Annotated in this window: 19 protein-coding genes and 1 tRNA gene; 13 read left to right on the forward strand and 7 right to left on the reverse strand. The window is 35.4% G+C overall.

What is annotated here, in order from left to right; genetic code table 11:
* Positions 1-18: 18 nt before the first annotated feature.
* Positions 19-399: a flagellar assembly protein FliW gene (gene fliW / locus PHV22_RS08450; protein WP_295022931.1), complete on the reverse strand. Its 381-nt coding sequence runs from the start codon at positions 397-399 to the stop codon at positions 19-21.
* A 134-nt stretch (positions 400-533) separates the two neighbouring features.
* Here fliW and bamD point away from each other — a divergent pair, with 134 nt between their 5' ends.
* Both bamD and lon read left to right on the forward strand, forming a co-directional pair.
* The gene (gene bamD, locus PHV22_RS08455) at positions 534-1,304 is read left to right on the forward strand and encodes an outer membrane protein assembly factor BamD (RefSeq protein WP_295022932.1); all 771 of its coding nucleotides are present in this window, start codon (positions 534-536) and stop codon (positions 1,302-1,304) included.
* Complete coding sequence (lon, locus tag PHV22_RS08460) at positions 1,301-3,718, forward strand: endopeptidase La (RefSeq protein WP_295022933.1); 2,418 nt, start codon at positions 1,301-1,303, stop codon at positions 3,716-3,718. Before bamD ends, lon begins: the two co-directional genes overlap by 4 nt.
* Before the next feature lie 48 nt (positions 3,719-3,766).
* On the opposite strand, the gene PHV22_RS08465 is transcribed toward lon, so the two are convergent.
* The 6 genes from PHV22_RS08465 to PHV22_RS08490 form a co-directional block, all read right to left on the reverse strand.
* Positions 3,767-4,141 (reverse strand): response regulator, encoded by a 375-nt coding sequence (locus PHV22_RS08465; protein WP_295022934.1) that lies wholly within the window; start codon positions 4,139-4,141, stop codon positions 3,767-3,769.
* Positions 4,142-4,157: 16 nt separating this feature from the next.
* Positions 4,158-7,334: an ATP-binding protein gene (locus PHV22_RS08470; protein WP_299947022.1), complete on the reverse strand. Its 3,177-nt coding sequence runs from the start codon at positions 7,332-7,334 to the stop codon at positions 4,158-4,160.
* On the reverse strand, positions 7,334-8,920 hold the full coding sequence (locus PHV22_RS08475; RefSeq protein ID WP_295022936.1) for an Hpt domain-containing protein: 1,587 nt from the start codon (positions 8,918-8,920) through the stop codon (positions 7,334-7,336). The genes PHV22_RS08470 and PHV22_RS08475 overlap by 1 nt, the downstream gene beginning before the upstream one ends.
* A 29-nt stretch (positions 8,921-8,949) precedes the next feature.
* A complete protein-coding gene (locus PHV22_RS08480) occupies positions 8,950-9,345 on the reverse strand; it encodes a PAS domain S-box protein (RefSeq protein ID WP_295022937.1) in 396 nt (131 codons plus the stop codon).
* 66 nt (positions 9,346-9,411) lie between these two features.
* The gene (uvrC, locus tag PHV22_RS08485; RefSeq protein WP_295022938.1) at positions 9,412-11,214 is read right to left on the reverse strand and encodes an excinuclease ABC subunit UvrC; all 1,803 of its coding nucleotides are present in this window, start codon (positions 11,212-11,214) and stop codon (positions 9,412-9,414) included.
* Entirely contained in the window at positions 11,204-11,464 is a 261-nt protein-coding gene (locus tag PHV22_RS08490) for a hypothetical protein (protein WP_295022939.1), read from the reverse strand. The genes uvrC and PHV22_RS08490 overlap by 11 nt, the downstream gene beginning before the upstream one ends.
* A gap of 171 nt (positions 11,465-11,635) precedes the next feature.
* Between PHV22_RS08490 and PHV22_RS08495 the strand changes: the two genes are divergently transcribed.
* From PHV22_RS08495 to PHV22_RS08545, 11 genes are all read left to right on the forward strand, one after another.
* Positions 11,636-11,827 (forward strand): hypothetical protein, encoded by a 192-nt coding sequence (locus PHV22_RS08495; RefSeq protein WP_295022940.1) that lies wholly within the window; start codon positions 11,636-11,638, stop codon positions 11,825-11,827.
* Positions 11,827-13,278 carry an L-aspartate oxidase gene (gene nadB, locus PHV22_RS08500; protein WP_295022941.1) on the forward strand — a complete coding sequence of 484 codons (1,452 nt, stop codon included), beginning with the start codon at positions 11,827-11,829 and terminating at the stop codon, positions 13,276-13,278. Before PHV22_RS08495 ends, nadB begins: the two co-directional genes overlap by 1 nt.
* A complete protein-coding gene (nhaD, locus tag PHV22_RS08505) occupies positions 13,271-14,653 on the forward strand; it encodes a sodium:proton antiporter NhaD (RefSeq protein WP_295022942.1) in 1,383 nt (460 codons plus the stop codon). The genes nadB and nhaD overlap by 8 nt, the downstream gene beginning before the upstream one ends.
* A gap of 95 nt (positions 14,654-14,748) precedes the next feature.
* Positions 14,749-16,299 (forward strand): glutamine-hydrolyzing GMP synthase, encoded by a 1,551-nt coding sequence (guaA, locus tag PHV22_RS08510; protein ID WP_295022943.1) that lies wholly within the window; start codon positions 14,749-14,751, stop codon positions 16,297-16,299.
* A 131-nt stretch (positions 16,300-16,430) separates the two neighbouring features.
* The gene (locus PHV22_RS08515) at positions 16,431-17,066 is read left to right on the forward strand and encodes a uroporphyrinogen-III synthase (protein ID WP_295022944.1); all 636 of its coding nucleotides are present in this window, start codon (positions 16,431-16,433) and stop codon (positions 17,064-17,066) included.
* A 304-nt stretch (positions 17,067-17,370) separates the two neighbouring features.
* Positions 17,371-18,636 (forward strand): phosphoribosylamine--glycine ligase, encoded by a 1,266-nt coding sequence (gene purD / locus PHV22_RS08520; protein ID WP_295022945.1) that lies wholly within the window; start codon positions 17,371-17,373, stop codon positions 18,634-18,636.
* Positions 18,637-18,648: 12 nt separating this feature from the next.
* On the forward strand, positions 18,649-19,098 hold the full coding sequence (locus PHV22_RS08525; protein WP_295022946.1) for an RDD family protein: 450 nt from the start codon (positions 18,649-18,651) through the stop codon (positions 19,096-19,098).
* Positions 19,091-21,265, forward strand: a complete 2,175-nt coding sequence (locus PHV22_RS08530) for an LPS-assembly protein LptD (protein WP_299947033.1) — start codon at positions 19,091-19,093, stop codon at positions 21,263-21,265. The genes PHV22_RS08525 and PHV22_RS08530 overlap by 8 nt, the downstream gene beginning before the upstream one ends.
* A 30-nt stretch (positions 21,266-21,295) precedes the next feature.
* Positions 21,296-23,461, forward strand: coding sequence for a polyribonucleotide nucleotidyltransferase (locus tag PHV22_RS08535; protein ID WP_299947036.1), 2,166 nt, complete (start codon positions 21,296-21,298; stop codon positions 23,459-23,461).
* A gap of 148 nt (positions 23,462-23,609) precedes the next feature.
* Positions 23,610-23,924 (forward strand): F0F1 ATP synthase subunit C, encoded by a 315-nt coding sequence (locus PHV22_RS08540; protein WP_295022949.1) that lies wholly within the window; start codon positions 23,610-23,612, stop codon positions 23,922-23,924.
* A 63-nt stretch (positions 23,925-23,987) separates the two neighbouring features.
* Positions 23,988-24,072: transfer RNA gene (locus PHV22_RS08545), tRNA-Leu, on the forward strand.
* Positions 24,073-24,375: the final 303 nt, after the last annotated feature.

The raw sequence follows: 24,375 nt of genomic DNA on the forward strand, positions 1-24,375 counted from the left end.
ATGAAAGGTTTAGTTAGGTTATTTGTTTAAAAAGCTAGATATTTTCTCGGCTACACCATACTCTGGGGAGTGACTTAAGATGACTTGAGCGGCTTTGTTGGTGTCTGTGTTAAATATAAAAGGACCAGCAAAATTTACAAGCGATTCTTCGATTGGAGATTGGATAAGTACAATATTTAAAACAATAATATTTGATTTGTCGGTGATTTCTAGTAGCTTTTGAATATCATCGGGAGCTTCAAAATCATAGTTTCTTAGTATAAAAGGATCAATCAGCGCAAAAGAGATATTTTCTTCATTTGTTGGCTTCATTATCATAAGAGTATCATCGATTTTTTCTAGAGTTACCTCTTTTACATTTTCAAATCCTAGTATAGGAACGCACATATCAAATTTCATACTGTTCAACCTCTTTTTTTGGCATTATGACATTAAAGCATAAACCGTACCTAGTTTGTTTCGCGTTTAGCTAAAATATAAAATTAATGGTAATTTGTATAAAATGCCAACCTACCAAATATTAGGGATTTTGTATGAGATTTAAAAGTTATTTTTTAGTAAGTGTGGTGACTGTAACTCTACTGTTTTTAGGGTGCTCTAAAGAGATTGAGGAGTACAATAAACCTGCAGCGTATTGGTACTCCAAGATTGTCGAACAAGTTTCAAGCGGTGATTTAGAAAAAGCAGATAATTACTACAGTTCGCTTCAAAGCGAGCACGCTGGATCGCCACTTCTGCCCGAGGCTACTATGATTTTGGCCATCGCTCATATGCACGAAGAAGAGTATATCTTAAGTGAACATTTTTTAGATGAGTATGTTAAGAGATATGCAACAGCAAACGAGAGAGAGCAGGCTGATTTTTTAAAAATTAGAGCAAAGTATATGTCATTGCCAAACCCAAGAAGAGATCAAGCGCTTATAGATGAAGCTATAAAAAATGGTGAAGAGTTCAAGTTAAATTATACAAGCTCAATGTACATTGAAGTAGTCAACAGTATGCTTACTCGCCTATATCTTGCTCAAGCATCTCTAAATGAGGATATAGCAGATCTGTACAAAAGGCTTGATAAACCAAAAAGTGCATCTTACTATAAAATCTTAAAACCAGTTCCTTGGATAGTTTGGAGCGATGTGCAAAGAGCAGAAGTTCCTTGGTATCGCTCTTGGTTTGAGGGCGATGGCACCCAGAGTTGGTATGCGTTTATGATACCAAATACAAAAAGCGTTGTTTCAAGAAACTCTGTAAAAGATGACAATGAAACATCAGTAAAAGAAAATAATAGTTCGGAGAGTAAAAAATGAAATTAAGCGATTATAGTGACTTTCCAGCAGAGATACCAATTATTGCGGAGGATGAACTTTTTTTATATCCTTTTATGATTTCTCCACTTTTTTTAAGTGATGATGGCAATATAAAATCCGCTACAAAAGCCATAGAAGAGGGCTCTTTAGTTATGGTATGTCCAACAAAACCTTCTCATGAGGGAGAAAGAGAGTTTGAGTCACTCTATAATGTTGGCGTTGTCGGCTCAATCATGAGAAAAGTTTCACTTCCAGATGGTAGAGTAAAAGTTCTTTTTCAAGGTTTAGCTCGTGCAAAAACTTTTGAAAAAACATCTAACAACCCTCTTCGTGCAAGAGTAGACATTATACATGCCACTCATGTCAACTCTCTGAAAATAGATGCCATTTTAGAGGTTGTTAGAGAAAAAGTCAGAACACTCTCAAGTGTCAGTAGCTATTTTCCTCCAGACTTGCTTCGTACTATAGAAGAAAATCATGATCATAACCGTATTATAGACCTTATCTGCTCAACCATCAAGCTTAAAAAAGAGCAGGCTTATGGGCTTTTCGCAGAGGTAGATACTGAAAAAAGATTTTTAGATTTAATTGAGCATTTGATAGATGAGATAGAAGCTAACAAGCTCCAACGAGAGATTCGCACAAAAGTTCACTCTCATATAGAAAAAATAAACAAAGAGTATTTTTTAAAAGAGCAGTTAAAGCAGATTCAAAAAGAGCTCGGAACTGATACTTCAAGAGAAGAAGAGCAAGAGGAGTATAGAAAAAAACTCGAAGCAAAAAAAAGTAAAATGAGTCCAGAAGCCTATAAAGAGGTACATAAGCAGCTGGAGAGATTCTCAAGAATGCATCCAGACTCTTCTGACGCTTCGATGACTCAAACATACTTAGACTGGGTTTTAGAGATTCCTTTTGGTGAAGAGAGTACAAAAGCTCTCAATATTGATAATGTTGAAAATCAATTAGATAAAGATCACTTCTCATTGGAAAAACCAAAAGAGAGAATAGTGGAGTTTTTTGCTGTAAAAGAGTTAATGGAGCTTAGAGGAGTAAAAGATCAGGAGAGTACGGGTGCAATTTTATGTTTCTCGGGACCTCCTGGTGTTGGTAAAACTTCTTTGGCAAACTCGATAGCAAAAGCACTCAAGCGACCACTTGTAAGAATCGCGCTTGGTGGGTTAGAAGATGTAAATGAACTTCGTGGACATAGAAGAACTTATGTTGGAGCGATGCCAGGGCGAATTGTTCAAGGTCTGATAGATGCTAAAAAAATGAATCCAGTTGTTGTTTTAGATGAGATAGATAAAGTAGCAAAAACCGGAAGAGGTGACCCAACTGCAGCACTTTTAGAGATATTAGACCCTGAGCAAAATGTTGAATTTAGAGACTATTATCTCAACTTCAACATTGACTTATCTAAAGTTATTTTTATAGCAACGGCGAACGATGTTGGAAGAATTCCGGCTCCACTGAGAGACAGGATGGAGTTTATATCAATCAGCTCATACACTCCACAGGAGAAATTTGAGATTGCTCAAAGGTACATAATTCCTCAAGAGTTAAAAAAGCATGGACTTAAAAAATCAGAAGTATCAATCTCAACCCCTGCTGTAAAAGAGATAATCCATAGTTATACTCGTGAGGCAGGAGTTAGAAATCTTCGCAGACGAGTTGCAAATATGTCAAGGAAAATTGCAAAAGAGATTTTGCAGCATCCAGAGGTTATTAAGGTTTCTATAAATCTTAAAAATTTAAAAGATTACTTTGATAAAACTGTTTTTGAGATAGAAAAAACAACAAAAATCCCAGTGGTTGGTGTTGTAAATGGTCTTGCTTGGACAGCGGTTGGTGGTGATGTTTTAAAAATAGAGAGCATCAGGATAAACGGAAAAGGTGTGATGCAACTAACTGGAAGCCTTGGTGATGTTATGAAAGAGTCCGCAAGGATAGCTTTTAGTGTTGTAAAAACACTCATCGATAACAAAAAACTAAAAATTGATGCCTCAAATATTCCTCTTACCACAAAAGAGAAAGAGGATAAAGAAGAGATTGATGCCAGTGAAGTATATAAAAGATACGACCTGCATCTACATGTTCCAGATGGAGCTACTCCAAAAGATGGACCAAGTGCTGGAATCGCGATGGTTAGCGTTATAGCTTCGATTCTGAGTTCTAGAAAAATCCGCTCTGAGATTGCTATGACTGGAGAGGTTTCTTTGAGTGGAGATGTCCTACCAATCGGCGGACTTAGAGAAAAACTTATAGCTGCACACAAAGCAGGAATGACCAAAGTTCTGATTCCGAGCAAGAATTATGATAGAGATTTGGAAGATATCCCAAAAGAGGTTAGAGATAGCGTAGAGATTGTACCAGTCAGTAGAGTGGAAGAGGTTTTAAGCCAGATATTGGTTTAGAGCCAATTATACTTTTTAGTCTAGAATAGCTCTAGACCAAAAAAATTACTAAATCACAAGATCATTTATTTTTTGAAGTAAATCAATGCTTCTAATTGGCTTCATTAAAAATCCATTAGCACCAAGTTCTAGCGCTTCATTCTTCTTTGTTTCATCAGTAGTAAGAACAATTATTGGAACTTGCTTTATATTTTCATCTGAACGAATTACTTTTAACATCTCTATACCGTTCATGATTGGCATTATTATATCAAGAAGTATGAGATCTATATCGTCTCTTGATTTTATGAATCCTATTGCTTCTGCACCATTTTTTGCCTCAATCACTTCTTTGACACTTTCATTTTTCATTAACATAGATTTTAGAAGTTTTAGATTTATCATGTCATCATCTACTGCTAGTACTATCAAGCTTTTTATCATTATAGATTACCTCTCATTAATTAGTAAATAGAGATTTTATAACTTCTCTATCTACTGCATTTTTTATTATTTCATCTACATACTCTTTTTGATCAGATCCATTTTTTTCCATGGAATCATCAACAAGTACTATATGTGATTTTAGTCCATCTATGTTGTTTTTATTTCTGATAGTAGAAGATATATCTGCTATATCTAACTCGTTGTACTCTTTGTCAAACAGAACAACTCTATACGAATTATTTTTGATTAGTTCTTTAAATTCCGCTAGAGATGTTGCTGCTTCACAGCTTATTCCATCAATGCCCTCTATGATTTTGTTGTAGAGTTTCATTTCAAAACTACTTTTCTTTGCGATTAAAATATCAGCTTTGTATACTGCTTGAGCTTTTGCTTCTATCGCTTCTTTTTCTTCTTGAGGACTATTTTGTACTGTTTTTTGTCTCTGCACAGAAATATCGCTTATATCAACAATGCTATCTACCAAGAAATGATTTAACAGAGAGATTATCTCTGAGCGGATAAGTGGTTTTGTTGTATATTCGTCAAGACCAGCTGCTAAAAACTTCTCTCTATCACCTTTGAGCGCATTTGCTGTTAGTGCTACTATAGGTATATGCTCTTGATTGTAATCTTCTTCCCACTCTAATATCTCAGCTGTTGCTTCGACGCCGTCTAAGAAAGGCATCTGTATATCCATGAAAATCATGTCAAACTTGCCATCTTTTCTTTTTTGAAATGCTTCAAGACCATTGTTTGCTATAGTTACGGTTATGCCTAAATCCTCAAGAGTTCTTTGGATTAGTTTCTGGTTGATTATGTTATCTTCCGCAACCAAGATGTCAGCTTTAAACCTTGATGTAAGCGTGTCAAACTTTCTACGATTTTGTTTCTTTGCAATCTGCGTAGTAGAGTTTAGCATCACATAATTTTCGAGTGTTTGCTTGAGTTTTGATGAGTGAATAGGCTCATAGAGAGTTTTAAATATATCTAGCCCTAGTGAGTCAATTTTTCTTATTAAATTGGATTTTGTAAGTACAATCAGCTCTAGAGAAAGTTTTGCAAACTCCTGTAGACTCTCGTTTGTAACATAGTCATAATCCACAAAAAGAAGATTGTAGTTTGTGTCATTTTGGAGAAGTTGTACTTTGTTGATATCTTTAAAAGTTGTATATCCTACGCCAAAATATTCAAGGTATTCCCTTAAGTATTTATCCTGTTTTTTAAGTTTTATTGAGTCGCTGAGTATTAGAGCATTCAACTGATTAAACATACCCTCTGAGCTATCATTTAGCGTCTCGACTTCATCAAACTCAATACTGAAAAAGAATGTAGTCCCCTGTCCTGGAATACTGTGAAGATCAAGTTTGCCACCCATAAGTTCAACAAAACTACTTGATATAGTAAGACCAAGTCCAGTTCCACCATACTTTCTAGTAATCGATGTATCTGCTTGAGAGAATGCTTCAAAGATTCTAGATTTTTGTTCACTCGTTACACCAATACCACTATCTTGAATCTCAAATTTTATAGTAGTTTTACCAATTGTGTCAGATTTTACTTTTCTTATGTCAACATTTATTGCGCCAGCATTATTTGTAAATTTAACTGCATTTGAGAGAAGGTTTATTATTACCTCTTTTAGTTTTGTTGGATCACCTTTGAGTGGGAACTCTAACGCAGGATCAATGAAACATCCAAGATCTATATGTTTTTCACTTGCTCTTACTGCGTAAACTTCAACAGCACTTTCAAACTCTAAGATTGGGTTAAATGCAATATTTTCTATCTCAAGCTTATTGCTCTCGATTTTAGATAAGTCAAGGATATTGTTTATAATTTCAAGAAGATTTTCAGAACTTTTTTCTATTATCTCAACAAACTCAATCTGTTCTTCTTGAAGTCCAGAATCTTTTAGAAGTTCAGTAAATCCAACAATTCCATTTAGTGGTGTACGAATCTCATGCGACATGTTTGCCAAGAACATTGATTTTGCTTCACTTGCTTCTTGTGCTGATTGTTTATCTCTTCTTGTTTGATCAATAATCTCTTCAAGAAGTGCGTAGGCCATATTTGTACCTTCGGCAGTATGAAGGTTAATTTTTTTATTATTTTGTAGAGATGTATCTTCTGCAACTCTTTTTAGAACGCTCTCTAGATGCTTAATGTTATTTGCAATTTCATTTGAAAGTAGATAGCCTAAAACAGCAAGTATTATAGCAATTAACCAGATACTAAAAGTAATAGCAAGAAATTGTATGGAGTCAGCTTGTACTTTTTGAGCTCTTTTGTCCATTGCTGCAATTAGTAAATTTTCTGCCTCTGTGATAATATTAATTTTTTCTGATTGCATGGTAAACCATACGCCGGAGGCAATTTCATATTCTCCACTTTGTGAAGCGGTGATTAACGCCGTTCTTTCTGTATTTATATCTTGAAATAACTCTATGCTATCTTCGCTCTTAAAGAGAGAATCTAATTTTTTAGAGAGTTCTATATTTTGGATGCCAGCGTAATTCACTGAGTCCGCTTTACCGATAATCGAAATCCATTTGCTTAGGTCATTATCAATAAGCTTTGCTGAGCGAGAGATGTTATATGACATATATCCTCTCTCAATGCCAGATGCCTCTTTTGCGTTAACCATGGTTATATATTGAGAATATAGTTGGCTAATCTCTTTGTCAATTTGATTCTCTGTAATTTGCTCTAACTGTTTAACAAACTTTCCTTGAGCATCCGTATATACTTTAAAGAAAAATTCATCAAACTTAGCATCTAGTCGATCGATTTTTGGTCTTACTGCTTTTATTTTTGCAATAGAAGTAACAACATCATTTATGTTTGCAACTAATCTTCTTTTTTCAGACGAACTGATGTTTGAAGTTTGTAAATCTCTTGAATACTTAAGAAATACTGCAACTTTTTCATCAACAACTTTTCTCTGTTCATGTAGTGACTTTAGAATATTCTCTGTTTTGTTACCAAGATACATGGCGCTCATACCACGTTCTCTCGCAATATTTCCAACTACTTCATTGAGATGTTTATTTTGAGTCAATCTGTTTTGTAGTTGCTCCGCTGCTTGAAAAGCAATATAAGAGCTATAAACATAATAACTCGTCAATGAAAAAAGAACAAGAATTGGGAGTAGGCTTATTAGGCGTAATCTATTTTTTAATCCTAGTTGCATTATTTACCTTCTATGTTTGAGATTTGGTTTAGTTTTGTTGTAATAACACTAATATTTTTTATAACCTCTTCGCTACTGTTAGAATTGATTATAGTATTGAGTTCATCATCGAACTTATGAATTCGCATATTGTCGCTCATTCCTTTTAGCTCTATTGCATCTTCTTTTGAGCTGTTGAAATCACCATTTTCCATAGATACAACTATGTTTTCGCATAGTTGACGACTGGTTTCTAGATACTCTTCAAGAAGTTTATTAAAACTATTTGCATCTAGTCCAATACTGTTGGCAACTAACTCTTTGTCGTACGAAAGAGCTATATTTAAAATTTCTTTTTCTATATCAGAATTATCTTCCTTTAGTGTAGCGTCTGTGTCTAATATCATTAGTTCTTCGTCGCTTATATTATTTTGTATGGGCTCTTTATTTTGTTTATAGAAGTCATCATCAGCAAGTTCCGCAATCTCTATGATGTCTGGTACTTGACTGTCATCTATTTCTAAAACTTTCTCTTGTATCTCAACACTCTTTGCTGGAAAAGGTTCTTCATCTTTAAGTGATAAAACAAAATCGTCCTCATCTATATCTATTTTGTTATCTCTTATGTCAGTTTGTGTGTATGTTGTGTTTTTGTTTTCGCTTCCTGAGAGCCTGTCGAGTGTTTTGAATAGTTTATTTAAAATTGTCTCTATATCGTCACTTTCGTTGACTGTACCAATGGAGGTTAATATGCTAAGTGCATCTTCTACTCGTAGATTTGCTGCCACACCTTTTAACTTATGAGAAAGTATTTTAATTTTATCTATGTCTTTGTCATGTGCAGCTTGATATAGTTCTGTTTTAAAACTATTGGCCTGAGCAATAAAATCTTGAATAAACTCTTCTATAAGATCAACTGGAAGACCAAGTGCTTCCGAAGCCGTTTCCGGACTAAATTTGTAGTTTGCAAACTCACCGAGATCATCATCTGCTTCAGTAATTTGCTTTGGCTCGAAAGCTGGCTGTTTTGAATCTTTTAACTCTTTAGATGGTATATGTTTTTTATTGTCTTGTGTAAGTTCACTTATATCAATATCGATAGGCAAGGAGATATTTTCATCTACTTTTGGATAAAGATCTGCCTCTATATTTAAAATTGGCTCACTAGATATCTGTTTAGGAACATAACTATCTGTTGCTTGAGTGTTTTTTGGTATATCTATTTTTGGTGCTGATGTAACTAGAGGCTCTATTTTTATCTGCTCACTTTGAGAATCAAGAAGTGCTCTGATATTTAGTAGATTTATAATATAGGCTTTTTGTGATGGGTTATCAGAGAGATAAATCGTCTGTATATCTAGTGAAGCTACGAAATTTTTGCTTTTTGCACGGATAATTACTTTTTGTTTTGCTCCTGAGTCATCACAAGCAACATAGTCAATCCAATGAACATGCTTGAAGTTATGTATATAGCCAACCGATTTTGCAAAAAGATCTGCAAAATCAGCTGCTTCGTGTTGAAGCTCAGCTAGGTTTGAAAAACCTAATACTCTTAAATCATTCTCATCAATTCCTATAAACTCTTTTTTGTGGTTGTAAATTAGCATACTTGCCCTTTGTGTTACACTGTTTTTGTTTAATTTATATGATTTATATTGTATTCTTCAATATTTTTTCTAGGTACAGGTTTGCTCACAGAGATATAACCTATTATTTCATCCTGATTATTGTGGATTGGCGCAATCTCTGAGTTTATCCAGTAAAAAGAGCCATCTTTACGCAGATTTTTTAAGAGTCCATTCCAAACTTGCCCACTTTTAAGCGCTTTGTGCATCTGGTTAAACACCTCATGTGGCATATCTGGATGTTTTACTTTGGAGTGATTATTATTTACGAGTTCCTCTGCTGAGTATCCCGAAATTTCACAAAACTTTCTATTTACAAAAGTGATATTATCATTTAAATCTGTTTGACTTATTGCCACTTTGCCTTCATAGATATACTCTTCACTAGTTGGTATAACTTTATTCATAAAAAACCTCTACTTAAATGTCACTATAAACGGCACTAATATATCATGAATAGTTTAAAATAAAACTTATTTATAAATGTTTTTTATAATTTGGGCATCTTTTTGATTTAAAATAGAACTTATCTCTTCAACACTTAATTCTCTAAGGGTATCAAATGTTTCAAAATGTTTTAAAAGCTTAACTATTTTTGCTTGTGATATACCATTTAGTGTCAATAGCTTACTCTCGTTGTCAAGTTTTAGTTTTGTTTTTTTATGAAAATTTATAGCGCATCTATGAGCCTCATCTCTCATGTTTTGAGCCCAATGGAGCCTTTTGTCGCTATTTGGTAACTTTACAATGTTCTCTCTGGTATACAAGATATCATTCGCTTTACCCTTTGCCCGATGGGCTTTTGCGTCTATTTTCTCTTTTGATATTGCAATTAAGTCTAGAGATATACCGTTTGACACCAAAATATCTGATGCCAACTTTAAAAGCGTAGCTCCACCATCGAGTATCCATAAATCAGGCGGAGAATTTTTTGAGAAACTCTCTACCCTTTTTGTTAGCATCTCTCTCATTTGCGAATACTCATCTTTTGCTTGAAGATGGTATATCCGGTAGCTTTTTTTATCAAACTTGCCGTCTTCATAAACTGCCATTGCTCCAACTGTTGCAACTCCTGCCATGTGGGAGTTATCAAAAACTTCTATACGATTTGGAGTGCGCTCTAGCTTAAAAAGCTCTTTGATTTCATCCAGTATCTGACCACTGTTTTGAGTTTTATCATTTTTTAAAAGCTCCTCAGCATTTAAAAGTGCTAGATTTATCAACTCCTTCTTTTCACCTTTTAGAGGTACTTTTATCTCTGCTTTTTTCCCAAAAACTTGCGTGAGATGCTTTTGAACTAAAGATAGTGACTCAAAGTTTGAGGCCACTAAAATTGGCGCGATAATTGGTGGTTTCTCATTTTTATAAAACTCTAACAAAACTCTCTGATAAAACTCATCTTCATCATAACCCTCATAAAGGTTTATGAAGTCATGAGTTGAGGAGATTATCTTGCCGTCACGCATAAATATCCTAACGACTGCTGCTCTTTTTTCTTTGGAACAGATAGCAAAAATGTCGTAGTTTTCATTAGTTGCAAAGTCAATCTCGCTTTTTATTTGTGAACGCTCAATTCTTAGGATTCTATCTCTAAGTTCTCCAGCCTCTTCAAACCTAAGATTTTCTGCATAAAACTCCATTCTATTTTGCAGTTTGCTTATGACTGTTTTTTTATTTTGAATCAACTCTATGGCTAAATCAACCTCTTTTTTATACTCTGTATCGCTCACGGCAAGTTCACAAGGAGCTAAGCATCTGTCTATTTGATGATAAAGACAGATCTTTTTTGATTTTAGTGAGCCCTTTTTTTGAACGAGTTTGCAAAGCTCGTAAATCGAGTCTAAAATATCTCTCGCACCAACAGAGTAGGGTCCAAAATATTTAATATCCGTAGAATCAATAACTTTTCTTGTAAGCTCAAATCTAGGATATTTTTGTGAGTAGTCTATGTAAATATATGGATAAGTTTTATCATCACGAAGCAAAATATTATATTTTGGATTTAGCTGTTTTATAAGTGAATTCTCAAGTATAAGTGCGTCATGCTCACTGTTTACGACGATATAATTAAGCGAAACAGTTTGAGCGAGCATCTTTGTTATGCGAAGAGATAGATTTTGGTTTGGCTTAAATATGGGAGTAAAATTAAAGTAACTTTTCACTCTGTTTGATAGATTTTTCGCTTTTCCTATGTAGAGCAGATGTCCATCTTTGTCGAAGTATTGATAGATTCCAGCGGAAGAGGGAAGCTGTTTTATAGTCTCTTCAAGATTCATGTTTTGCTTTTATGATTGTTAAAATACTCATAGCCAGTTCTCGTAGTTTTGGGTCCTCTATGTCTACTTCTATGTCGCCAGTCGCTCTCTCTACATAATTTGTATTGCCTTGATTTGAGCTGTAAACTTCTAGCGCAATCTTTGGTTTATGATCCACAAAACAGACAACATCTTTTATCTTCAAATCTGAACACTCTAGAAAATTTTGTGATTCCATAATCATAGGTGAGTTTAAAATTGATTTAATCATATTTATAATATTATTGACATCTAATTTATTTAAATTGGTGGACAAAACGAAGAAAAGTGTCTCATTTTTGATGTATCCAAATTTGATGCTTTTTTGTATGCTTGATAGCAGTGAAGATTTTAGTCTGCTAATACATCCATGTTCCAATAATCTGTGAAATTGAGGTTTGCATTGAATAGAATTAATAATTTGAGTAGCATTTTTCATCTGATAATTATAACAATCTTTTTGTTAAGTTTGAGCGGATGTGGGTATAAAGCAAATCCATATTATCAAGAAAAAGCACCGCAAGGTGATAAAAATATAGAGTTTATTATCCAAAACCAAAATATGGATGATAATGAAAGTGTTGATAAGCAGTAATGAAATATGATGTAATAATTGTAGGTGCTGGAGTAGCTGGACTTTACGCTGCACTGCACCTTCCTCGTGATAAAAAGGTTTTAATTATAAACAAAAGAGAGACATTTAAATGTAACAGTTTTTATGCTCAAGGTGGCGTCGCACTAGCGGTTGATAGTAAAGATATACCAATGCACATTAAAGATACTCTTGATGCAGGAGCTGGGCTTTGCGATGAAGACGCAGTTAGAGTACTTAGTGAGAGCTCAAGAGGTACTATTGATGATCTGATAAATCGCGGATTTCTTTTTGATTCTGATGAAAATGGAGAGCTTCTTTACACAAAAGAGGCGGCTCACTCAAGAGAAAGAATTCTTCATGCCGGCGGAGATGCAACGGGAAGATACTTGCACTATTTTTTACTATCAAAAAATCCTCATCCGATGCTAGGCGATGCCAGGGTGGTAGATTTGTTAATAAAAGATGGTGTTTGCTATGGTGTAACCGTGCTTGATCATAGAGAGAGCAGAAACATATATGCAAACAGTGTGATTATTGCTAGTGGTGGAGTAGGTTCGCTTTATGAGTATCACACAAATGCTCCATGTATTAGCGCCGATATGCAGGGGCTTTGCCTACTTAAGGATATAGAGCTTGAAAACATGGAGATGATGCAGTTTCATCCAACCGTTTTTGTAAAAAGTGAATCCGCACAAAAACTCCTCCTCACCGAAGCACTCCGAGGCGAGGGCGCTACTATAGAAGATGAAAATGGAAGAAGATTTTTGTTTGATTATGATGAACGAGGGGAACTTGCTTCCAGAGATATAGTTAGCAAGTCTATCTATGAGTACAATAAAAAAACAGGGCTTAAGGTATATCTCGCGTTTAGTAACTTTGACTATCACTATTTCACGCATAGATTTCCAAATATATTTAAGAGTTTACAAGATTTAGGTTTTGATGTACCGTATGAGAGAGTCCCAATATCCCCAGCGTTTCACTATGCGATTGGCGGAATTAAGACTGATGTTGATGGCAAAGTGCCAAATATAAAAAATCTTTATGCTATTGGAGAGGTGGCATCTACTAAAGTTCATGGAGCGAACAGACTTGCCTCAAACTCTCTTCTGGAGGGTTTGGTATTTGCCACAAGAGCGACCAAAGATATCCTGAACTCCAATTACTCAACTAAATCCATAGAGTTTAAAGTAGATGATGAGATTATGAGCTTTAAAGATGACAAAGCCAAAAAAAACCTGCTTCGTAAGATAATGTGGGAAAATGTCTCTATTGTTAAAACAAAAGATGGATTAAATAGTGCGTTGGAGCAGATAGATGCTCTTTTAAATGAGAAGATTGGCAGATTGTTAAAATTTCGTCTATTAACCGCAAGAGAGATAGTCTTATCGGCACTTAAAAGAGAAGAGTCGATAGGCGTTCATTATATAAAAGAGGATGTAGGTGATTAAATTTATCTTGCTGATTTTTGTTTCTACTTTTGCATTCGCAAGCTCTGGCTGTGCAGCAGAGACTATGCCAGATTTGACTCTAACATGGGCTGGAATAAGCTCTCTTCTTATTTTTATGATTGCATACTATTTTGTTGCAACTGAAGATAAGTACCATTTAGACAAATCAAAGCCTGCTCTTTTTGCAGGAACAATCATTTTTATTTTAGTGGCAATTTATTATGCTTTGAATGGTTTAGATATGGAGCTTGTGCATGCTCAAGCACAACATCAAATACTTGAAATTGCTGAAATATTTTTCTTTCTATTTGTGGCTATGACATATATTGAGACGCTAATTCATATGAATGTTTTTGAAAAACTTAAATATAATTTAGTGTCAAAAGGGTACAACTACAGAAAGCTTTTTTGGTTAACTGGACTTTTGGCATTTTTCATCTCACCAATAGCAGACAACCTAACAACAGCGCTTATTCTCTCAACTGTACTTATAACAATCGAGAGAGAAAAAACATCTTTTTTGGTTCCTGGAGCCATAAATATTGTCGTAGCAGCAAACGCAGGTGGCGCATGGAGTCCGTTTGGAGATATTACAACTTTGATGGCATGGACAACTGGAAAAGGGGTTTTTTCTGACTTCCTGTTTCTTTTCCCAGCCTCGGCTGGCGGATATGTTGTAACTGCATACTTGCTTAGTAGATTCGTACCACAAACTAAACCTGTTTTTGATGCAAAGACAGAGAAAGCCCCAATTTTAATGCAGGGGGCGGGTGGCGTGATTGCTCTTGGAGTTTTTACAATTGCCTCAGCCGTTTTATCTCATCAGCTTCTTCATCTACCAGCTATGTGGGGCATGATGCTTGGTTTGGCTGTGCTTAAGTTATTTCAATATAGATTAAAGAGAAAATATAATTCAAAACTAAACATCTTTGAATCTATGAGTAAAATAGAGAATAATACGCTTCTGTTCTTCTTTGGTATATTGGCGGCTGTTGGTGGACTTTACTTTGTCGGTTGGTTGGCTCTTGCATCTGTGGTTTATCATCCTGATGCTTTGGGTGCAACATGGTCAAACATTGGCGTAGGATTCCTCTCCGCAATAGTTGATAATGTTCCAGTGATGTCTGCAATACTAAAGGCAAACCCAGATATGGGAGTTGATCAGTGGATGTTAGTTACCATGACCGCCGGAATCGGTGGCTCTTTGATTAGTTTTGGCTCTGCTGCTGGCGTAGGTGTTATGGGTAAACTATCTGGAATATACACATTCGGCTCTCATATGAAGTACTCATGGACAATTTTGGTTGGCTATATTGTCTCAGTCGCAATATGGTATGTTCAGTATCAAATGCTCGGTCTCTACATAAAACATTAATGTTGATTATTGTATCCTTTCACTACTTGAAGGGGTGCAAATCCTCATAAATCCGCCTCTGGCACCTATAAAAACTCTTACAAAAGGCATTCAAAATGATAAATGTTAGCATCATAGTTTTAGATTTTGGCTCTCAATATACTCAACTTATAGCTCGTCGTTTGCGTGAAGATAAAATATATTGTGAAATTCTTCCATACTACACAAAAGCAAGCGAAATTAGAGCAAAAAATCCAAAAGGAATCATTCTTAGCGGTGGTCCATCATCTGTTTATAATGAAAATGCCTATACTGTAGATCAAGAAGTTTACGCTATGGGAATACCTGTTCTTGGCATCTGCTATGGTATGCAAAGAATCGCAGCAGATTTTGGTGGCAGTGTAATCCGCTCATCTCATCATGAGTATGGAAAAGCAGAGCTAAATATCATAACCGTTGGTGAGAATTGTTCACCACTTTTTAAAGATTGTGACGATGAGAGAGTTGTTTGGATGAGTCATAGCGATAAAGTAGATGTTCTCCCAGATGGATTTAAGCCTATTGCAACATCGCCAAATTCGCCTTACGCGGCCATTTCTAATGAAGAAAAAAGAATCTACGCAATGCAATACCACCCAGAAGTTCAGCACTCTGAGGAGGGTTATTTGATGCTTCGTAATTTTGCAAGAGGCATATGCGGCGTCAGTGAAAAATGGAAAATGGAACATTTCTTAAAAGAGCAAATTGCTAAAATCAGAGCTCAGGTTGGGGATGGAAAAGTTCTTTGTGGTCTTAGCGGTGGGGTTGATAGTTCTGTTGTTGCAGCGATGCTTTATGAGGCAATTGGTGATCAGTTGGTTCCGGTTTTTGTTGACAATGGACTTCTTAGAAAAGGGGAGAGAGAACAGGTTGAAGAAGTTTTTAAAATTAATTTAAAAGTTCCTTTGGTTGTGGTTGATGCAAGAGAGAGTTTTTTAAGTAAATTGGCAGGTGTTAGCGATCCGGAGAAAAAGCGTAAAATTATTGGACACACTTTTATTGAAGAGTTTGAAAAAGAGGCTAAAAAACATAATGGTATTAAGTTTTTAGCTCAAGGAACCCTCTATCCCGATGTAATCGAATCAATCAGCGTGAACGGTCCATCAGAGGTTATAAAATCTCATCATAATGTTGGTGGCCTACCAGACTGGATGGATTTTAAGCTTATCGAACCACTTCGTGAACTCTTTAAAGATGAGGTCAGAAAAATAGGTCTTGAGCTTGGACTTCCAGAGTCTATGATAAACCGTCATCCGTTCCCTGGACCAGGACTTGCAATCAGAATCATGGGCGATGTAAACCAGCCAGATTTAGATCTGCTTCGTGAGGCTGATGTGATTTTACTAGATGAGTTAAAAGCTAGCGGATACTATGCAAAAACATGGCAAGCGTTTGCAGTGCTTTTAAATGTAAAATCAGTCGGTGTTATGGGCGATAACCGTACTTACGACAACACTGTTTGTGTGAGAGTTGTAGAGGCAGTTGATGGAATGACTGCTACATTTGCTCATCTTCCACATGATTTGTTAGAGAGAATAAGCAGAAGAATTATCAATGAAGTTGATGGGATAAACCGAGTCGTTTACGATATAAGTTCAAAGCCACCAGCAACAATCGAGTGGGAGTAAAATCATAAAAATTTCAATGCATTTTGAAATGATTAAAACTTCAGCATAGTTCACTATGCTTTTGTCTTAAAACATCCCAAACTACATCAAATTTTTTATGATTTGCTGTATTTAAACATTAGTGAGAATGAATGCCGAAAAAAATTTACCTCTTTGCTACTTCCAAAAACGAGAACACAATCAATATTAAATCTCTTGAGGTTCGTTTTTTAAAACCTTTCATAAATTTTTTAGATTATGACTATCTTATAGTTACATCAAAACAGACGGTAAAAGCGTTAGAGCAGTATAACAAAGAAGATTTTATAGCAACCGAGACTCTTTGTGTTTCACAAAAAACAGCAGTGGCTTATGAGAATTTTGGTGGAAAAGTTTTAGCTGTTGGCGATGGATATGGCGATAATTTAACAGAATTTATAGAGAAATTTCCTAAAGACACAAAATGGCTATATCTAAGAGCGGAATTAATTGCGTCAGACTTTGTACAAAAAAGTAGAGATAGCGGATATTTAATCGATGAAGAAATTTTGTATGTAAGTGAGTGTTCACAAGAGATTTTAGATGTGAGAATTAATGATGATTCTACACTTATCTTTACTTCTCCATCGTCAATAAGCTGTTTTTTAAAAAACAATACACTTCATAAAGATGCAAAAATTGTAGTAATTGGCAAAACAACGGCGCAAGAGTTGCCAGATGGGACAGATTTTTATATTTCCAAAGCAACATCTATAGAGAGCTGCGTAGAGCTGGCACTCACTCTTTAAAAGAAAAATCAAGTATCATTTTTGTACAATAGTGTTTATAGTCTAGGTAGTTCGACATATCGCATAATGAGGGTTCTACATATTCAACTTGCGAATAGGTAGGATTTTCGTGTGTGGTGCTATCGTTTGAGATATGTTAGCTCTGTCGAGATACTGCCGCCGTTAGAAAGTTCTCTCTTCGCCTAAATACGGCTTTTAGAACCAAGCCAATGCGAAACGGCTACTTGGGCTATTTTTCAAAAATATCTATTTAGAATTTACTGATTTTTTAAATAGATATTTTTTTATTTTTTTTGGAGTATGAATGAAAATTTTAATTTTAGGTAGTGGTGGCAGAGAGTACTCAATTGCTCGTGCGATATCAAACGAAGATGAAAAACATGAGCTTTTTTTTATGCCAGGAAATGGTGCTACGACAGATTTTGGAGTAAATCTTGATATAAAAGATTACAATGAACTAGCGCTTTATGCAAAAGAGAACAAAATAGAGCTGACAATTGTCGGTCCAGAAGCTCCGCTTGTCGATGGTGTTGTTGATATTTTCAAATCCCATGGACTTGTTATATTTGGACCAAGCAAAGAAGCCGCTCAACTTGAGGGTTCAAAAGTTTATATGAAAAATTTTTTGGCAAAATATAACATTCCAACTGCTCGCTATATTGAAACCGCTTCAATCGAGGAAGCATTTAACTTTACAAACAAATTAACTGCTCCAATCGTTGTAAAAGCAGATGGGCTTTGTGGTGGAAAAGGCGTGATAATCGCCCAGAATCACAATGAGGCAAAAATTGCAATTTCAGAGATGTTAAGTGGAAAAAGCTTTGGAGATGCAGGACTAAAAGTCGTTGTAGAAGAGTTTTTAGATGGATATGAGCTTTCCATGTTTGCGGTTTGCGATGGAGATGACTATATTTTGCTACCAGCTGCGCAGGATCACAAAAGACTTTTAAATAATGATATGGGACCAAATACTGGCGGAATGGGCGCATACGCTCCAACCCCTTTAGTAGATGAAGAGCTTTATCAAAAAGTAAGAGACAGAATTATTCGTCCAACACTAGATGGAATGAAAAAAGAGGGTGCACCGTTTGAGGGCGTTCTTTTCATAGGCATTATGGTTGTTAAGGGCGAGCCAATTACGCTAGAGTTTAATGTTCGTTTTGGAGATCCTGAGTGCGAAATTCTTATGCCTCTTATGACTTCAAGCGTGAGTGATATGTTCTATAAAGCTTCTACAAACAGACTAAAAGAGATAAAAGTAGAGTTTTCAAAGCAGTTTGCTGTAGGTGTTGTGATGGCTAGTGGAGATTATCCATATAAAAACTCAAAACCAGCAGAGATTATTTTAGATAAAGTTCTTCACACTGATGTAGAAAAAAATAGCCATATCTCTTTTGCTGGTGTGAGTATGATAGATGGTATTTTGTATGCAGATGGTGGTAGAGTTTTAGTTTGTATTGGTGTTGGTGATAGTATAAAAGAGGCAAGAGATAGAGCGTATCTGAGATGTGGACAGGTTCATTTTGCTGGCAAAAAACTTCGTACCGATATAGCTTATCAAGCGCTGTAGGATAAGATAAAAGTGGACGAAGAGATTCAAAAAATTCTTAATCATCAAGAGATGACTCTTGCTCCAATAAAAAAAAGAGCAACAGCTTTTTTTATAGATGAAGTAATTCTTACTGTTTTATTGATAATAGCAGTTGGCGACTCTTTCTTTGCAGCAAAAACACAAGAAGAGATGATTAAGGTTATCTACTCTTTTATTTTAGAATATGTCGCCATAAAAATATTTTATCAAGCTTTTTTTGTTATGAAGTATGGTGCGACAATAGGCAAAATAGTTATGAAAATTAGAGTTGTTGAGATAAAAACACTACAAAATCCAAATGTAATTATTTCACTAAACCGTGCAATTGTGCGAATTTTTAGTGAAGCTATCTATTATCTAGGTTTTTTGTGGGGTATGTTAGATAAAAATAGACAAGCTTGGCACGACAAGAGCGCTAAAACTTTGGTAATAAATGCTTAAGCTTCTCCTGTCTTTTTTGATATTAACCACATTTTTAGTTGCAGATGAAAAAGTTGAGCTCTACGCAACAAAAATGGATGCAAAAGATAACATAGTAACAGCAAGTGGTGAGGTTATAGTAATCTACCAAGATTATCACTTAAGCGCGAAAAAAGCAGTATATGATAGAAACAGTGGTGAACTAGAACTTTTTGATAATGTTAGAGCTTCTAAAGGGGACAGCGTTAAGCTCCTTGGAAATTATGCAAGACTAAATATTGCAAAAAAAGAGAAAGAGTTTAAGCCGTTTTATATGGCAGAAGATACATCAAGAGTTTGGCTTAGTGGGAAAGAGGGCTGTTTAAAAGATAAAGATTTAAACATAAAATCTGGCTCGATGAGCGGATGTGATCCAAACAATCCACTCTGGAGAATGGACTTTTCATCCTCTGACTATAACATGGATACTAAATGGCTAAATTTGTATAATGCAAGACTTTATATATACGATATTCCTGTTTTTTATACCCCCTATTTTGGATACCCGCTAGATACAACCAGAAGGACAGGACTTTTGCCTCCAACATTTGGAATCTCAAACAGGGATGGGTTTTATTATGAGCAATCACTCTATATTGCTGAGCAGAATTGGTGGGATTTAGAATTAACACCACAAATAAGAACTAGCCGTGGTGATGGAATATATTCAGACTTCAGATTTGTAGATACAAATACATCAAAAGGAGCACTGAATATTGGCTATTTTAAAGAAAAAAGTCAATATTTTATTGATAACAATTTAGCAAATCAATCGCACTATGGGTTTAAGTTTAACTATATTAATAGTGATTTTATCAATCAATGGTTCAATACAAATTTTGAAGGTCAGTCCGGCATATATGCTGATATAATAAACATGAATGATGTTGAGTACCTAAATCTCTCAACAAATAATATGACTAAAACCGTGACAGCAAAACAGCTACTCTCAAGAATAAACCTTTTTTATAACACAGATAAAAATTATATAGGTGCATATTTCAAATACTATAAAGATCTAATAAAATCCAGCAATGAAACAACTCTACAAAATCTTCCAGCAGTCCAATATCACAGGTATTTAGATACGCTTTTTGAAAATCACTTTTTATATAATTTTGATATAAAAAGTAATGACTTTTATAGACAAGTTGGCAAAAGTGCGGTGCAGACAGATATAAATATTCCATTGTCATTTCAGACATCACTTTTTAATGAGCATATAAATGCCTCATATAAGCCCTATATCTATGCACAACAGACAACCTTTAAGGGGCAAGACACAAATCAAACAGTTGACAGTGAGTACAGCAATGGCTTTTTTGCAAGAACTTCCCACTCGTTTTCTCTATCCTCTCAACTAACAAGGGCCTTTGATACAGTTACTCACTCCATAGATGTTGGTGCAACATATACTACTGCTGGAAGTGAGTTAAGAAATGGATATTATAAGGAGCGAAAAGATCAGTGTTCGCTCGCACAAAATAAGTCACTGCCAATTTGTGAATTTTATAATATTGCAGATGTTAAAGAGAATCTACAACTCTACTATTCACAATATTTTTACGGAGCTGATGGAGCGCAGATAATATATCACAGGCTTGCTCAGATTATCTCTTATGGTGATGTTAATGGCGGAGCAGGTGAGCTTGAAAATGAATTTGATTATCAGATAACTACTAACTTAAATTTCTATAATAATATGTTTTATAACTATGATGAGAGTGGTTTTTCTAAGAACTTTAACAAAATAACATACAGGAGCGGTAGTTTTGATATAGGTTTGTCTCACATGCGTCAAAATAAGTTTGTAGAGTCGATTCCAAATACAAGTTATTTGACCTCATTTTTGAGTTATAGATACAATAAACACTATACTTATGATTTTAAATATGATTATGACCTAGAGCTTGATAGAAAAAAAGGAGTTGATTTTGGATTATTATATAAAAAAAGATGCTGGGACTTTGGTTTAAGGTATATTGAAAACAACAGACCAACTCTAAGTAAGTATGGGATAGCAGATTCGATAAATGATAGATATGTATTTGTAACGGTGGCATTGAAGCCAATTATGCCATCAACTGTGCCAGGAAGTAAGGCCTCTGGATTTATCTACAAATTACCAGAAAACTCAAAAGGAAACTAAGTTAATGAAAAAATTATTGGGAGATAAAAAATGAAATATGATGTAACAGTAGATTTAATAAACAGAGAAGAGAAGTACTCTTTTGGTGAAGTTGCAAAACAGGCAAATGGTGCAGCATGGCTAAGAAGCGGTAAAACAGTTATTTTGGCAACAGTTGTTATAGATGAAACAGAGATAGTAAAAGATGATTTTTTACCACTGACTGTTCAGTATATAGAAAAAAGTTACGCAGCTGGAAAGATTCCTGGCGGATTTTTTAAACGCGAGACAAAGCCAAGCGATTTTGAAACATTAACATCTCGTATAGTTGACCGTTCTTTGCGCCCACTTTTTCCAAAAGGTTTTGGATATCCAACACAGGTAACCATACTAGTGCTTAGCGCAGATAAAGAGTCTGACCTTCAAGTCTTGGCGTTAAATGCAGCATCTGCTGCTCTTTTTGTTAGTGACATCAGTATTGATAAATCTGTTTGCGCACTGAGAGTTGTAAAAGTTGATGGAGAGTTGGTTTTAAATCCAACACTTTCACAACTAAATAGTTCCACATTAGACCTTTATCTCTCTGGAACAAAAGATGATCTTTTGATGATTGAGATGAGGACGATTGGCTCAAATGAGTTTGACAACAGCTTAGTAGTTGACCCATTTATGGATCCAACTCTTGGCATGCCGATAGTGGAAATGCATGTTTCAAATGCAATTAGTGAAGATGAGCTTATTGGAATTTTTGAACAAGCGCAAGAGGCTTTATCCCAGAATAATATAAAATATGAAGAACTTTTTGCTCCATATAAAAGAGAGTGCTTGAGTCTTGAGTATAAAGCACATAATATTAACGAAGAGATGGTTGATTTTGTAAGAACAACTCATATGCCAGAGATAAAATCTGCGATGAATCAAATGGCAAAATCGGAGCGTTCAACAGCACTAAGAACGCTAAGAAAAAACATACTCAAAACGAACGCGAGTTGGGATGAAGTAGAGTTAAAAGATGCAGTAGAGAAGGTTAAGAGAGGACAGGTCAGAACTCAGATTTTAGATGAAAACATTCGTGCAGATGGTAGAACTTTAAGAGAAGTTAGACCTATAAGTATTAGCACAAATGTCCTTCCATCTGCTCACTCTTCATGTCTATTTACTCGTGGAGAGACACAAGCGCTAGTTGTTCTTACGATAGGTGGAGCTAAAGATGCTCAAATGTATGAATCATTAACGGATAGCGGAACACAAAATGAACACTTTATGGTTCATTATAATTTTCCAGGCTTTAGTGTGGGTGAAGCTTCGCCGATTACTGGCGTAAAAAGAAGAGAACTAGGTCATGGAAATCTTGCAAAAAGAGCACTAGAGCCGATTCTTGATTTAGACTCACAGACGATTCGTTTAGTTTCTGAAGTACTTGAATCAAATGGTTCATCTTCAATGGCCACTGTTTGTGGTGGCTATATGGCTCTTCGCGCGGCCGATATAGAGACTAGTGATATTGTTGCTGGAATTGCTATGGGTATGGTTAGCGATGGAGACAGATACGCGATTTTATCAGACATTATGGGGCTTGAGGATCATGATGGCGATTTAGATTTTAAAGTTACTGGTTCAAAAAATGGCATTACAGCTATGCAGATGGATATAAAATTAGGTGGAATCAGCCTTGATGTCCTAAAAGAGGTGCTTTACCAAGCAAAAGAGGGCAGAGCACATATAATTGATATTATGCTTGAGGCCGAGACAAACATAGAGCTTAATGATGGCGTTTTACCAAATTCAGATTTCTTTCATATAAATCCAAGTTTTATTGGTGATATTATCGGCCAAGCTGGAAAAACTATTCGTGAAATTATAGAGAAATTTGAAGTAGCTATCGATATAGATAAAAAAGATGGCAAAGTTAAAGTTACTGGAAAAAGCAAAAGTGGTGTAGAGGGAGCAAGAGCTCATATTGAAGGTATCATAAACACACCAAAAGTCGCAAAGATAGAGTATAAGGTTGGAGATAAATACAAGGGAATCGTAAAAAAAATAGTTGATTTTGGAGCGTTCATTGAGCTTCCAGATGGAACTGATGGACTTTTGCATATCTCCAAGGTATCTGATCAAAGAGTAGAGAAAATCTCTGATGTTCTAAGCGAAGGCGAAGAGATTGGCGTTGAAATCTTGGAGTTTAAGGGCAATAAAATCTCTCTTGGTCGTGCATAAAGGTTTTTAAATAATCTTTTAGTACAATTCTTGTATAATTCGCAAATCAAATTTTAAGTAGGAAAATAGTTGCATTTATGTATCTATTGCTATTCGCAAGAGTGGTTACGCTAGCCGAACAAATTTGTAATAATTATTGGAGATTCAAATGAAAAAAATTCTTTTCTTGGTGGTAGCTTTTACTGCTGCTGCTTTCGCTGCTGATGGTGAGGTTGCTAACCAAACTCTTAAAGCTTACTCGATGATCGCTGCTGGTCTTGGTCTTGGTTTAGCTGCTCTTGGTGGAGCTATCGGTATGGGTCATACTGCTGCTGCAACAATCGCTGGAACTGCAAGAAATCCAGGTTTAGGCGCTAAGCTTATGACTACAATGTTCATCGCTCTTGCAATGATTGAAGCTCAAGTTATCTATGCACTAGTAATAGCGTTAATCGCTCTTTACGCTAACCCTTACCTAGGTTAATAAGTAAAAATACCTCAAAGTCTAACTCATTTTTGAGTTAGACATCTCTCTTTATTAAAAAATGCGACCGTGGTGGAACGGTAGACACGCTACCTTGAGGTGGTAGTGCCTTACGGGTGTGGGAGTTCAAATCTCCCCGGTCGCACCATCTATATTTAAAATAAAGTTAAATTTACTAAATTGATATGAAGCTACTTTGGCATAATCTAGCTCCTATAATTGATAAACTTGGCTCTAACTAAAAAATTTAATTGCGACTATATAAGCTATCCGTAAAACTTACAGATAGATTTCAAGTAATATTCCTTTTTTTTTAAATATCACCCACCAATTAAGCCCTCTCTAAGCAACTCTTACCTATAATTCCCATCCACAAACAAAGCGACCTAAAGTTTAGGTGTAACGCTCTAGAAGAGCCGAAATAACTTCGTTTGAGATCATTGAAAACTAA

It is taken from the genome of Sulfurimonas sp. (assembly GCF_028713515.1).
GTDB lineage: Bacteria > Campylobacterota > Campylobacteria > Campylobacterales > Sulfurimonadaceae > Sulfurimonas.